Raw genomic sequence first — 12,666 nt, forward strand, 5'->3', positions numbered from 1 at the left:
GGTCCGGCAGTTTCCAATGTCTTGAGACATCACAGTGTCGGGCTGACAGGACTTGAACCTGCGACCCTTTGACCCCCAGCCCGCAGAGGCGGGTCCAGCGTCGTCCACTGATTTCTCAATCCCCTTATTTTAAGGGCGATTCTCGATTCGTGGACTGTGGCGGACACCCTTGGACGGAACCCGTAAGTACGTTTGTAAGTACGCCGCCCGCGGGGCTGATCCGCTTGCCACGTCGGCGTTGCAGCTGTCGGCGCCAACCCGCCACTGAAGCATAGATACGCCGGCCACGCTAAAGGCGCCTCGGGATGTCGAATGGGGTCATGCTCATGCCAGTGATGGTGCTCGTCAAGGTACTCAGGATCGACGCGGTCGAGCCCGGCCGCCGCGCCGCGCTGCGGTGAGCCAGATCGTGTCCAATCATGACCAGCACGTTCCAGGGTGAGGCAGTGAGTGAGCTACCGGGAGGAGGGACCGCCGGAGTGCCAAGTCGATGTCGACCACGTGAAACGGCGATCAGCACCAGTCGGACTTTCGACCGGCGCCGATCGAAACCACGGCGATCGAGCCTGCCGACTGTGCACCCATGGGATGGCGTCACGACAAGCGTCGCACCACTTCAGCACCGAACTCGGACGTCGTCGCAGAGCCGCCGAGGTCCGCGGTGAGACAGCCGTCTGCCATCACGCCAGTAAAGGCGGAGTACAGGTCGTCGGCCGCCTCTGCCTCACCGAGGTGCGCAAGCATCATGGAGGCCGCCCACAAGGTCGCGACCGGGTTGGCCACCCCCTTGCCGGCAATGTCCGGAGCGGAGCCGTGGATGGGCTCGAACATCGAGGGGTGGTCGCGCTCGGGGTTGAGGTTGGCGCTGGGCGCCACGCCGAGCGAGCCGGCGATGGCCGAGGCCAGGTCGCTGAGGATGTCGCCGAAGAGGTTCGAGCCGACGACCACGTCGCAGGATCCCGGCGCAGTCACGAGACGAGCTGCGAGGGCGTCGACGTGCACGGCCTCAACGGCCACATCCTCCTGGGCGCACACCTCGGCGACGACCTGGTCCCAGAACGGCATCGAGTGCACCAGTCCGTTGGACTTCGTCGCAGAGGTGAGCCTGCCCGACCGCTCGGCGGCCAACTTGGCGGCGTACCGCGTCACCCGCTCGATGCCGCGGCGCGTGAACACGGACTGCTGCAGCGCCGTGGTGGCACGAGCGTTCTCCTCGACCACACCGCCGACCTGGGAGTACTCGCCCTCGACGTTCTCGCGCACGATGACCAGGTCGAGCTCGTCGACGCCCCGCAACGGTGAGACGACACCGGGCAGCAGTCGAGCCGGGCGGAGGTTGACGTACTGGTCGAAGGCGCGCCGGATCGGGATCAGCAACCCCCACAGCGACAAGTGGTCGGGCACGCTGGGCCAGCCCACTGCCCCCAGCAAGATGGCGTCCGCGGAGGCCAGCTGGTCCAGGCCGTCGTCCGGCATGAACGTGCCGGAGCGCGCGTAGCGTTCGCAACCCCAGTCAAGCTCCCGCCACGTCAGCCGCACATCGTGCCGGGCCGCGGCTCGCTCGGCGCAGGCCAAGGCGACCGACACGACCTCCGGCCCGATGCCGTCGCCGGCGATCACCGCGATGGAATGGCTACGAGACATGTGGACTCCTTGAGGATGAGTGTTTCTTTGAGCGGTACGCCTCTCGCAGGCGATCCAATGTCATCCGGCGAGACCGGCACGCACACGACCGGGCCCTGCGCGACGTTGGTGGGGCAACCGCGGATGAACCTGCGTGGACGTCGATCTTACGCTCAGATCGTGGCTTTTCGGCCACCCAGTGCTCCCGATGTGAAGCATGCGGACAATCGAGGGCGCCGTCCCAAGAGGCGAGCCACCGATCGTCGTACCGTTGACACAGAGATGGAAGCGTCGCTACTTTCGACCAGTAGCCGTTTCTCTGAATGGAAAGGTTGTGGCAAGCATATGCGGGCGGACGACACTTCGGAGGCGGCTCGAGCGCCGGAGCCGGCGGTCGAGGACGCGATCGTGGGTGACCTCAGGACTGCCGCCTACCAGGCGTACGTCGTCGGCCTGAAGCGCTACTGGTCCACCGAGCTCTACGCCGTGGTCGCCTCGCAGGCAGCCCACGTTGCGGAGCAGCCGCCGCGGGAGATCGAGCAGGCGATGAGCACCTCGCACGCCTACCGCGCGTTCGCGTGGCTCGAGGTGCACCTGCAGCAGATGAAGTACTACGGCCGCTGGGGGCTGGTCACGCTCTTCGCCGAGGCCGACGACCAGCTGGCCGGGGAGCTCGCCGAGGGCCAGAAGCGCGAGCCCGACAAGCTGGCCAACGACGTGGAGCGCCCGCTCCCCGACTACTACGTCGACACCGACTTCCACCAGCACCGGGGCGGCATCTGGTCCGACCCGAGTGACGCCTTCGCCTACGAGGCCGCCGCCAGGAGCACCACTCCCGTCGCGAGCGACCACGGCGATCTGCACAGCCGGTTCGCCGACCACGTGCGGGCGATCACACCCGCCGACGGGGTGGTCCTCGACATGGGCTGCGGCTTCGGCAAGACCACCGAGCCGATCCGCCGGGCGATGCCCGGCGCGACCGTCGTCGGCGTCGACCTCAGCCCGCAGGTGCTCGGGCTGGCGCACCTCCGCGCGGTCCAGCAGGGCCTCGACATCCGCTACGTGCAGGACCGTCAGGAGGACCTCGTCCACTTCGAGGACGAGAGCGTCGACACCATCGCGGCGTCCATGCTTATTCACGAGGTGCCCACCGACGTCCTGGTGCAGTCGCTGCGCGAGGCCTACCGCGTCCTGAAGCCGGGCGGACGCCTGGTCTACCTCGACTTCTACGAGGTGCCCGGGGGAAACGTCGGGCGGTTCTTGATCCTCGGCCACTCGACGCGCAACAACGAGCCGTTCATCCGCAGCCTGCTGGCCATGGACTTCCACGCGGAGATGGCCGCCGCCGGCTTCACCGACGTGGCGACCACATCGTTCGAGGAGGAGCCGGACGCCTTGGCCCGCGGCACCGAGCTGCCCGAGTTCTGGCGCTTCCCCTGGACGCTGCTCGCCGGTACCAAGCCTGCCACCGAGAGCGCGGGCACCACCCGGACGGCCGACATCTCCGTCGCCTCCTGATGACGACCTCGACACGACGGGAGCGAGCGTGACCACGAGTGCCACCAACCTGACCGAGGCCTACGCCTACGACCCTGCGACCGGCCTCGGGGACCCGGTCGCCGACCGGCTGCTCGGCGTGATCACCGCCCTCGCGGGAGAGCTGTTCACCTGCAAGGCCGAGCTCGAGCACCTGCGACGACGGCTCGTCGACGCCGACGTCCTGGTCGACGGCGACGACGACCGCGCCGGAGCGGACCCCGAGCTGGCAGCCTGGATGAAGGCCGAGGCGTCGGCGTACAGCAAGCACCTGCTCGACCCGCTAGCCGCGCAACCGGGCGAGCGCCTCTTCCGCTTCGGGTTGTCCCCGGAGGACGCCCGGCTCTAGCTCTCGCGCCCCTGCCCCTCGTCGCTGGCGAGGGGTGCTGCGCCCTGGCCTCTCCGCGACCCGAAGGAGCACGATGTCCCCGTCCGACACCACCACGGCCCTGCTCGGCCTCGCCGACAAGGGCGCCTGCCCGCCGTTCAGCGACACCGGGCTCTCGAGCGTGGTCCGGCACTTTCAGGTGCACCCGGACAACGCTGCCGAGTCCGTTCGCACCCGTGGCCTGGTCGCTCACTGGCCGCTGGACCCCGCCGCGATCGCCGACCTGCTGCCCGAGCCCCTCGCCGTCGACCCGGAGGACCGCAACGTCTGGTTCGTCGCGCGCCAGAGCGAGCAGGCGATCGGACCGGGCCGGCCGAGCTGGGCGGACGTCGAGGAGACCCGATGGCACGAGGCCGCGATCATGCTCCCCTACGTCCACGACGGGAAGCGTGGGCTCTTCACATGGATCCGCTTCCACGAGCGCGACGCCGCGATGCTGGCCGGCGCCTACCTCGGCGTCCCCACGAAGCAGGCGCGGTTCACCAAGACCTTCCCGTTCGTGGGTCAACCGCTCAACCGGGCGATGGGCGTGGGCACGGGCTGCATCATGGTCGCCTCGCGCTTCGACGCGCGGGTCTTCACCGCGCGGTTCAAGGCGCACACCGAGCACGACCCCTCCTCCGCGGAGGCCGCCGCCCTGCGCTCCCGGCTCGAGCGAGTGGCTGGGATCCGCTACCTGCCCGACTGGGCCAGACCCGGCTCGCCCGCCCCGGTGAACGACGTGGTGTCGTGGGAGGTGAGCGGCATCGAGATCGCGTCGTGCTTCGCAGGCGACCTCGACCTCGCCCTGGCCTCCAGCGACGAGGACGAGCTGGGGCTGGTCAGCCCCGCGGACCCGGCAAGCGTCACGGGCTACTTCCTCGACTGGTCGCACGGTCCCACCGGTCCTGTCACCGTCGTCGGAGGACGACCCACCGAGCAGCTCGACGGCGTACGCCGCGCCGCCAGTGGAGTCGTCCTGCAGGGGGCATCGACCCCGCTGAGCCCGTCCGGCAACGCCGCCATCAGCCGCTCGACCGACCTCGGCGGAAAGCTCGGCGTCCAGCTGCGCCAGGCCGGCCACGTGGGCATGTACGTCCATTGGCGGGCCGACATCGAGGGCGTCCGGAAGATACTGCCGCCGCCGTTCGAGGTGACCGAGGAGAGCGACCGCATCTGGCTGTTCATGAACCAGACGCAGAGCGGGATCAACCAGCACGGAGGCCACCGCCCGGGACCTCCCGGCTACCTCGCCGACCGCGAGCCCCACCACGTCAACTGGCACGAGGCGATGTTCCGGATCCCCTGCGCCGTCGGCGGCAAGAAGGGCTACCTGCTGCACGTCCAGTACAAGGACCAGGACCACGCCCTGGTCTTCGGGATGATCGACGGCTACACGACCAAACGCGCCGACTTCCGCGAGTACTTCCGGCTCTACAACGGCAATGGCGACGGCGAGCTCGCCCCCGGCGACCGCGTCGGGATGCACGTGTCGCGACACGGGGCGCCGATCATCACCGCGCACCTCGCGGTGGAGCGGGAGCTGCCGGAGGAGGAGCGGGAGTCCGAGGGCATCCGTATCTTCGGCGTCCGGCACTTCCCGGACCTCACCACACCGCAGCGGGACCCCCTCGTGCACGACATCATCAGCTGGAAGTTCGCGAACCGGCGCTACCGGCGGGCGTGGGCCGGCAACGCGACAATCACCTTCGGCGACTCCGACCGCGAGGAGCTGCACAACCTCGAGCCCGTCGAGATGCTCGAGAGTCTCTTCGTGCACCTGGAGTACCAGTCCGGCCCCGGCACGGGTGAGATCCTGCACGACTACCTGGACGCCTGAGCAGCCCGTGCCCACCGCCGTCAGGTTCACCGCACCGGGGCCGCCCTCGGTGCTGCGCCCCGTCACCGTCCTGGAGACGGGACCGAGCGCGGGCGAGGTGCTCGTCGAGATCAGGGCCACGGCCGTCAACCACCTCGACCTCGACGAGCGCGACGGCACCTCGGGCTTCGACGTGACGCCCACGGGACAGCTCGGACGGGAGGGTGCCGGCGTGGTGAGCGAGCTCGGACCGGGAGCCCGGGGGTGGCGAGTGGGTGACCGTGTGATCGTCAGCGCCTACCCGCCGTGCGGGAGCTGCCCGCCGTGCGGCCGCGGCTGGATCAACGTGTGTGAGCGCCCGCGCCGACCGGGCATCGACACGCCGGGCACCTACGCCGAGTCGCTCGTCGTCCCCGACCGTGCTCTCTTCGCGCTGCCAGACGACGTGGACCTGGCACAGGGCGCCTGCCTGCAGCTCGGCTTCGGCACCGCGTGGCACGGACTGCTCACCCGGGGCCGGCTGCGCGCCGGCGAGACCGTGCTGGTCACCGGCGCCGGTGGCGGCGTCGGCTCGGCCGCCGTCCAGGTCGCCCGGCTGGCCGGCGCCCGCGTCGTCGCAGCCGCGAGCACCGTCGCCCGTCAGGAGCTCGCTCGCGACTGCGGTGCCGACGCCGTCGTCGACTCCGGCACGGTGGAGATCCTGGCTGCCGAGGTGCGCGAGGTGACCGGTGGCGCCGGCGTCGACGTCGTGTTCGACGCCGCCGCCGGCGAGCACCTACGCGTGCTCATCGACCTGCTCCGGGTCGGCGGCCGCTACGTGCTGTACGGCGCCCACGCCGGCCAGCACGCCGGCATCGACGCCCTAGCCCTGTTCCGCCAGTACGTCGAGATCGTCGCCTCCCGCGGCTGGCAGCTCCCCGACATCCGCGGCGTCATCGACGCCGTGGAGGTCGGACGGCTGCGGACCCGGATCGACCGGCAGCTGCGGCTCTCCGAGGCCGCGCAAGCCCACGAGCTCCTGGCCCGGCGCCAGGTCACAGGAAAGGTCGTGCTCATCCCATGACTCTGCCGACAACACCGCCGACATCACCGGCGTCACCATCGACCGCCCCGGCAGCGCTGCGCGCACTCCTCGCCGGCGAGGAGACCGTCGTCTGCCCGGGGGTGGTCGGCCCGCTCTACGCGCGGATGGCCGAGGAGATCGGCTTCCGGGTGCTCTTCGCGACCGGAGCCGGGATCGCCAACGAGGCCTACGGCCTGCCGGACCTCGGCGTGATCGGCCTCCGCGAGATGCTCGACGTCACCACCCGGATCGTGCGGAGCAGCTCGCTCCCGGTCATCGCCGACATCGACACCGGGTACGGCGGCACCCTCAACGTCGTCCACACCGTGCGCGAGTTCGCCCTCGCCGGGGTCGCCGCCGTCCAGATCGAGGACCAGACGCATCCCAAGCGCTGCGGGCACTTCGCGGGCAAGCAGGTCGTGTCCACGGGCGAGATGCTCGAGCGGCTCGCCGCCGCCGACGAGGCGCGCGGCGGCTCCGACCTCGTCATCCTCGCGCGCACGGATGCCCTGGCCCTCGAGGACTTCGACTCAGCGATGGAGCGGGTCCGTCGCTACGTCGCCGCAGGCGCCGACGCGGTCTTCGTCGAGGCGCCGACCACGATGGAGGAGCTGCGGCGGATCCCCGGCGAGGTGCCTGCCCCACTCGTGGTCAACATGGTCGAGGGCGGCCGCACCCCGATCGTGCCGACCGCCGAGCTGAACGAGATGGGCTACCGGATCGCCCTGTACGCCAACTCGGCCCTGCGCAGCGCCATGGCCGCGACGCGCAAGGTGCTGGAGTCGCTGCACGCGACGGGCGGGACCGCCGAGGTGGTCGACCAGTTGGTTCCGTGGGCCGACCGGCAGGCCGCGGTGGACCTCGAAGGCTGGCTCGCGCTCGACGACGAGATCTCCTCCAGGGCCTCGGGCTTCGCGGCGTCGGGCTCCTGAGGCGCATCGTGCACGAGGTCCACGGCAAGCAGGTCTTCGACTCACTCTCCGAGGTGGTCGACCCCGCACACACCGCACTCCTGATCGTCGACATGCAGAAGGACTTCCTCGACCCGGCCGGCGCCTATGCCCGCAACGGCGACGACGTCGCCCTCACCGGCGCCATCGTCCCGGTCGTCGTCGACCTCGTGCGGCAGGCCCGGGAGGCCGGCGTGCTCGTGGCCTTCACGCTCAACACCACGCTCCCGGACGGCCTCAGCGACTCCCCCGCCTGGGTCTACTTCAAGAACCACGCGCGGCCCTTCCTGGGCGGGGAGTACACCCTGACCGGCACGTGGGGGCACGAGCTCGTCGACGAGCTGGCCGCGCAGCCCGGCGACCTGCAGGTGCTCAAGCACCGATCGGACGCGTTCGTGGGCACCGATCTGGACAACCTGCTGCGCGCCAACGGGGTCCAAACCGTCGTGGTCGCCGGCATCGTCACCAACGGGTGCGTCGAGGCGACGGTCCGCCACGCGGCATTCATCGACTACTACACCGTCGTGGCGGGGGACGCGTGCGCGTCGGCCTCCCAGCGGCTTCACGACATCACCCTCGAGTTCCTCTCGGCCCGCCACGACGTCGTCACGGCCGACCAGCTGAAGAAGATATGGAGCGCATGACCATGGAGCAGTTCGACATCGTCATCAAGGGCGGCACCGTCGTGAGCGGCCAGGGCGAGACCCAGGCCGACGTCGGCATCCAGGGCGAGACGATCGCTGCCGTCGGGCCCGACCTGCGGGGCGGGGCAGCGCGCGTCATCGACGCCCGCAACAAGCTCGTCCTGCCCGGCGTGATCGACGCACACACACATCCCGTCTACACCGACGACATGGCGGCCACCTGCCGCGCCGGCGCCTCCGGCGGCGTGACGACCATCCTCTCCTTCGTCGGCGCGTTCCCGTCATGGGGCTTCCCCAAGACGACGCCCAGCGAGGTCGTCGGGTCCTTCGTGGACGCGTGGAGCGGCCAGGTCGCGTGCGACTTCGGGCTGCACGCCGCCTTCGACGCGGCCGACGACGTCGCCGCCGAGGTGCCCAAGCTCGTCGCGGCCGGCGTCTCGTCCTTCAAGTTCTTCATGGCCTACCGAGCGCGCAACATGATGGTCGACGACCGCTCCCTCATCGAGGGCATGAAGGTGATCGCCGACCACGGCGGGATCGCCATCGTGCACGCGGAGAACGGCGACGGCATCGAGTACTTCGAGAGCCAGTTCTGGGACCAGGCCGACGTGCCCCACGCGACGTACCTGCACTGCCACACACCGTTGTTCGAGACCGAGGCGACCCTGCGCGCGATCGCGCTGGCGGACGCGGTCGGCTGCCCGCTCTACGTGCCTCACCTGGCGGTCGCCGAGGGCATCACCGCAATCGAGCTCGGCCGGCGCACCGCGTCGACGACTGTGTGGGTCGAGACCTGCCCGCACTACCTGCTGCTGACCAACCGCGAGGTGATCGAGCGCGGAGCTCTCAGCAAGATCGCCCCTCCGATCAGGCTCGAGCGCGACAACGAGTCGCTGTGGAGAGGCGTCGCGGACGGCACCATCCAGACGATCGCCACGGACCACGCGGCACGCACGGTCGAGATCAAGTCCGACGCGCCCAACCTGCTCCAGGCGCCGTACGGCGCCGAGGGGATCGAGCACCTGCTGCCCCTTACCTACAGCGAGGGCGTGCGTGGCGGCCGCATCTCTCTGCAGCGGATGGTGCAGGTGCTGTCGGAGAACCCTGCCGACATCTTCGGGCTTTCGCCGCGCAAGGGACGGATCCTGCCCGGCGCCGACGCCGACGTCGTCGTCCTCGACCCGGCGGGCGAGGCGCTGTGCACGGCCGAGAGGCACGTCGGCAGCAGCGACTACTGCCTCTACGAGGGCCAGCGGCTGGTGGGAAAGGTGACCGAGACCCTGCGCCGCGGCCACGTCGTGGTCGACGGCGGCAAGCTGGTCGACGACATCACGGGCGGTCGCTACGTCCCACGATCGGCGTTCCGGCAGGCGACCCGCGAGGACGAGACCCAGGAACGACGCACCATGCCCGTTCTGTCGTGACGCTTCGGTCCTGGTGGACGTCACGAGCGCACCAGGACCGGCAATCCCGCTATTGTCTTCGCCGGTGCAACCTCTCGAGAAGAACGAGTCCCGATGACCAATGACGCTCCGCGGCTCGCGCGGCCCGGCACGGCAGGCGGAACGCAGTCGGCCGACCGCGTGGCCGACGTCCTCCTCCTCTTCGCCCAGGCGGACCACCCGCTGGGGGTCTCCCGGATCGCGCGCGAGCTGAAGATGAGCAAGGCCGTCGTGCACAGGATCCTGCAGTCGCTGACGTCCCGCTCGCTGCTACAACCCGTGCCGGGCGACAACGCCTACGGCATCGGGCCGGCCGCCACGATGCTGAGCCACAAGGCGTGGAGCCAGATGGATCTCCGGACCATCTCCTCCCCGATCCTGCGGAAGCTCCGCGACCGCACCCGCGAGACGACCACGCTTTCGGTGCTGGTGGGCAACCACCGCATCTACCTCGACCAGTTCGAAGGCCCGCAGGAGGTGAAGATGGTGGTCGAGATCGGCCCGCAGTTCCCGCTGCACTCAGGCGCCTCTAGCCGTGCCATCCTCGCGTTCTTGCCCGACTCTTTCACCGAGGCGGCGGTGCGCCAGAAGCGGCAGCTCGAGCTCGACTTCGACGAGGCGGCGTACCGCGCCGTGCTCGCCCGGACGCGCGAGGACGGGTACGCCTCCTCCCGCAACGAGCGCAACACGGGTGCGTCGTCGATCGCGGCTCCCTTCTTCGACCCCGCCGACAACGTGATGGGCTCGATCACCAGCTCGGGTCCGATGTTCCGCTACGGCCCCGAGGGGCACGAGGACCACGTCCGCCTCGTGCAGGAAGCCGCCCGGGCCATCACCGCGGCGCTCCGTGCCTGATCCCGCCTCCGCGGAGCAGCCGCTTCCCCGCTCGTTCCTCTACGTGCCGGGGCACCGCCAGGACCTCGTCGCCAAGGCGAGGGCCGGCTCAGCCGATGCCCTCATCGTCGACCTGGAGGACTCCGTCCCGCTCACGGCGCGGGCCGGGGCCAGGGACCTGCTGCGCGCCCTCGCCGGGACGGGCGCGGTCGACGCACCTGGCCGGCCAGAGGTGTGGGCCCGGATCGACCCGGACCACCTCGACGACGACCTCGACGCGGCGGTCGGTCCGGGCGTGCGCGGACTGGTCGTAGCGAAAGCGGACGCGGACGTGCTGGGACGGCTCGCGCCCGGCCTATCCCGGCTGGAGGGCGAGCGGGGGCTGCCAGTCGGCCGGACCCTGGTCGTCGGTCTGGTCGAGGGCGCACGCGCGCTCCTCGAGCTCGACCGGCTCTGCCGACACCCACGACTGACCAGCCTCGGGCTCGGCGAGGCCGACCTGCACGCGGACCTGCGCCTGACGCGGAGCGCCGTGACAGCGACCGCCGTCGACGCGTTGCGCCTCCTAGTCGTCCTGCACTGCGCAGCGGCCGGGTTGGCCGCGCCGGTCGCACCGACGTCCACGGACTTCCGCGACCTCGCCGCCTTCGAGGAGTCCAGCCGGCAACTGCGCGACCTCGGCTTCCGGTCGCGCACCGCGGTGCACCCCCACCAGGTCCAGGTGGTGAACCGGGTGTTCACACCCGACGTCGCCACGGTCGAGGCCGCCCGCGACGTCGTCAGCCGGCTGGAGGCGGCAGCGGGGGCGGCGACCACGGACAGCTCCGGCAGGCTGATCGACGCGGCCGTCGCGCGCGCGGCCCACGAGATCCTCGCTCGCGCGAGGACCTCCTAGCTAGTGCTGGCTCAGCCTCCGGACCTGCGGACGAAGGCACCTCGCGGCTCGCCCACGATGCTCCCGTCGGTGAGCACCGGGGCTCCACGGAGATAGGTGTCGGTGACCCGCGCGGTCATCTGGTAGCCCTCGAGCGGGGAGTACTCCTGGGTCGAGAACGAGTCCTCGGCACGAACGGCGTACTCCACGTCGTCGTCGACGAGGCAGAAGTCCGCGTCGAACCCCACGGCCAGGTCGCCCTTGGTGCGCAGGCCGAAGCGTCGCGCCGGCGACGCCGCCACCAGCTCGGCGATCCGGTTGTAGGACAGGCCGCGGCGGCGGCCCTCCGACACCATGCCGCTGAGGAGGTACTCCGTGCCGCCGAAGCCGGACTTGGCGAGGAACACGTCGTCGGCCGGCTCGCCGAACTTGGTCTCCTCGCGGCAGCACGCGTGGTCGGAGGTCACCCACGACACGTGGCCCGCCAAGAGGTGCTCCCACAGCGCCTCGACGTCCTCGCGCGAGCGCAGCGGCGGGTTCACCTTGCCGCCCACGCCGCCGGTGGTGAAGTCGGCGAGCAGGTGACCGATCGTGACCTCGCGACGGAAGTCGATGTGCGGGAAGGTCGACTGCATCAGCATCGCCGCCTCGATGGCCTTGCGCGAGCTGAGGTGCAGCAGGTTGATGTTGGGGAGCTCAGTCTCGTGGGCGAGGTACGACGCGATGGTGATCGCGAGTCCCTCGGAGTGCGGCGGGCGGGACGCGCTGTAGGCCTCCAGACCGGTCAGGCGCCCCTCCTTCTCCACGATCTCGGTATAGGCACGCATGATCTCCGCGGTCTCGCAGTGCAGCGACAGGGAGACGACGTCACGGTCGGTGGCGAACCGCTCGTCCTCGCGCACCTCCTGCAGCCGGCGCATGATGAACTCGAAGTGTGCGTAGTCGTAGCTCTCGTCCTCCGGCATCATCAAGAACGAGCTCTGGTCCGTGGACCGCCCGTGCAGCCCGTGACTGCCGTAGAACATGAAGATCTTGAACGATGGCACGCCGAACTCGCCGACGAGCGCGGGGATCTCGTCGAGGTGCTCGCGAAGGATCGGGGCCACGTGAAAGGCGTAGTCGACGTAGGCGCGGCCCTCCACGCTCGACAGGATCTCCGGGAACAGCTCGCGGTAGGGCCCCGACTTGTTGAGGTAGTAGGCGCCGGTGCGGATGTAGGTGATCCCGGTCGTCACGCCGCCCTGGGCCGCCGCGCGGCTCTCCGTGGCGGCGTCCTCGGACAGCGGGTTGTAGATGCCCCAGTGCTGGTGCACGTCGACCACCCCCGGGAAGAGGTGACGGCCCTCGGCATCGACCACCGTCGTGGCGCTGGACGGGTCGATCGTCTCCTCGATGGCGCTGAAGACCCCGTCCCGGACGGCGACGTCGAGCGGCTTCGGACTCTCCGCCCCGGGTCGCACCACTTGGGCGTTGCGGACGATCAGGTCGTGCTGGGACATGCCTCTCCTTCGATC

The 12,666-nt window shown here is 70.1% G+C and carries 11 protein-coding genes; 9 read left to right on the forward strand and 2 right to left on the reverse strand.

All coding sequences use genetic code 11. The features are described 5' to 3' along the window. Window positions 1-594 precede the first annotated feature (594 nt). Complete coding sequence (locus ABD295_RS08905) at window positions 595-1,644, reverse strand: isocitrate/isopropylmalate dehydrogenase family protein (RefSeq protein WP_344303343.1); 1,050 nt, start codon at window positions 1,642-1,644, stop codon at window positions 595-597. Between the two features lie 387 nt (window positions 1,645-2,031). Between ABD295_RS08905 and ABD295_RS08910 the strand changes: the two genes are divergently transcribed. From ABD295_RS08910 to ABD295_RS08950, 9 genes are all read left to right on the forward strand, one after another. After that, window positions 2,032-3,141 (forward strand): class I SAM-dependent methyltransferase, encoded by a 1,110-nt coding sequence (locus tag ABD295_RS08910; protein WP_344303344.1) that lies wholly within the window; start codon window positions 2,032-2,034, stop codon window positions 3,139-3,141. A gap of 28 nt (window positions 3,142-3,169) precedes the next feature. After that, window positions 3,170-3,508, forward strand: coding sequence for a hypothetical protein (locus ABD295_RS08915; RefSeq protein ID WP_344303345.1), 339 nt, complete (start codon window positions 3,170-3,172; stop codon window positions 3,506-3,508). Window positions 3,509-3,581: 73 nt separating this feature from the next. Further along, window positions 3,582-5,366: an acetoacetate decarboxylase family protein gene (locus ABD295_RS08920; protein ID WP_344303346.1), complete on the forward strand. Its 1,785-nt coding sequence runs from the start codon at window positions 3,582-3,584 to the stop codon at window positions 5,364-5,366. 7 nt (window positions 5,367-5,373) lie between these two features. Next, complete coding sequence (locus ABD295_RS08925) at window positions 5,374-6,408, forward strand: zinc-binding dehydrogenase (protein ID WP_344303347.1); 1,035 nt, start codon at window positions 5,374-5,376, stop codon at window positions 6,406-6,408. Further along, complete coding sequence (locus ABD295_RS08930) at window positions 6,405-7,340, forward strand: isocitrate lyase/PEP mutase family protein (RefSeq protein ID WP_344303348.1); 936 nt, start codon at window positions 6,405-6,407, stop codon at window positions 7,338-7,340. Before ABD295_RS08925 ends, ABD295_RS08930 begins: the two co-directional genes overlap by 4 nt. A gap of 8 nt (window positions 7,341-7,348) precedes the next feature. Then, the gene (locus ABD295_RS08935) at window positions 7,349-8,002 is read left to right on the forward strand and encodes a cysteine hydrolase family protein (RefSeq protein WP_344303349.1); all 654 of its coding nucleotides are present in this window, start codon (window positions 7,349-7,351) and stop codon (window positions 8,000-8,002) included. Then, window positions 7,999-9,426: a dihydroorotase gene (locus ABD295_RS08940; RefSeq protein ID WP_344303350.1), complete on the forward strand. Its 1,428-nt coding sequence runs from the start codon at window positions 7,999-8,001 to the stop codon at window positions 9,424-9,426. Before ABD295_RS08935 ends, ABD295_RS08940 begins: the two co-directional genes overlap by 4 nt. A gap of 93 nt (window positions 9,427-9,519) precedes the next feature. Beyond that, window positions 9,520-10,299, forward strand: a complete 780-nt coding sequence (locus ABD295_RS08945) for an IclR family transcriptional regulator (protein WP_344303351.1) — start codon at window positions 9,520-9,522, stop codon at window positions 10,297-10,299. Then, entirely contained in the window at window positions 10,292-11,173 is an 882-nt protein-coding gene (locus tag ABD295_RS08950; RefSeq protein WP_344303352.1) for an HpcH/HpaI aldolase/citrate lyase family protein, read from the forward strand. The genes ABD295_RS08945 and ABD295_RS08950 overlap by 8 nt, the downstream gene beginning before the upstream one ends. 11 nt (window positions 11,174-11,184) lie before the next feature. Here the strand turns inward: ABD295_RS08950 and ABD295_RS08955 are convergent, their stop codons facing one another. Next, window positions 11,185-12,651 carry a dihydroorotase gene (locus tag ABD295_RS08955; RefSeq protein WP_344303353.1) on the reverse strand — a complete coding sequence of 489 codons (1,467 nt, stop codon included), beginning with the start codon at window positions 12,649-12,651 and terminating at the stop codon, window positions 11,185-11,187. Window positions 12,652-12,666: the final 15 nt, after the last annotated feature.

The organism is Nocardioides bigeumensis, from assembly GCF_039531755.1.
Taxonomy (GTDB): Bacteria; Actinomycetota; Actinomycetes; order Propionibacteriales; family Nocardioidaceae; genus Nocardioides; species Nocardioides bigeumensis.

What these genes read in the sequence shown, in the direction of transcription:
- ABD295_RS08930 (WP_344303348.1), top strand. Translation starts at nt 6,405, where the DNA reads ATGACTCTGCCGACAACACCGCCGACATCACCGGCGTCACCATCGACC.
- ABD295_RS08945 (WP_344303351.1), top strand. Translation starts at nt 9,520, where the DNA reads ATGACCAATGACGCTCCGCGGCTCGCGCGGCCCGGCACGGCAGGCGGA.
- ABD295_RS08920 (WP_344303346.1), top strand. Translation starts at nt 3,582, where the DNA reads ATGTCCCCGTCCGACACCACCACGGCCCTGCTCGGCCTCGCCGACAAG.
- ABD295_RS08905 (WP_344303343.1), bottom strand. Translation starts at nt 1,644, where the DNA reads ATGTCTCGTAGCCATTCCATCGCGGTGATCGCCGGCGACGGCATCGGG.
- ABD295_RS08940 (WP_344303350.1), top strand. Translation starts at nt 7,999, where the DNA reads ATGACCATGGAGCAGTTCGACATCGTCATCAAGGGCGGCACCGTCGTG.
- ABD295_RS08955 (WP_344303353.1), bottom strand. Translation starts at nt 12,651, where the DNA reads ATGTCCCAGCACGACCTGATCGTCCGCAACGCCCAAGTGGTGCGACCC.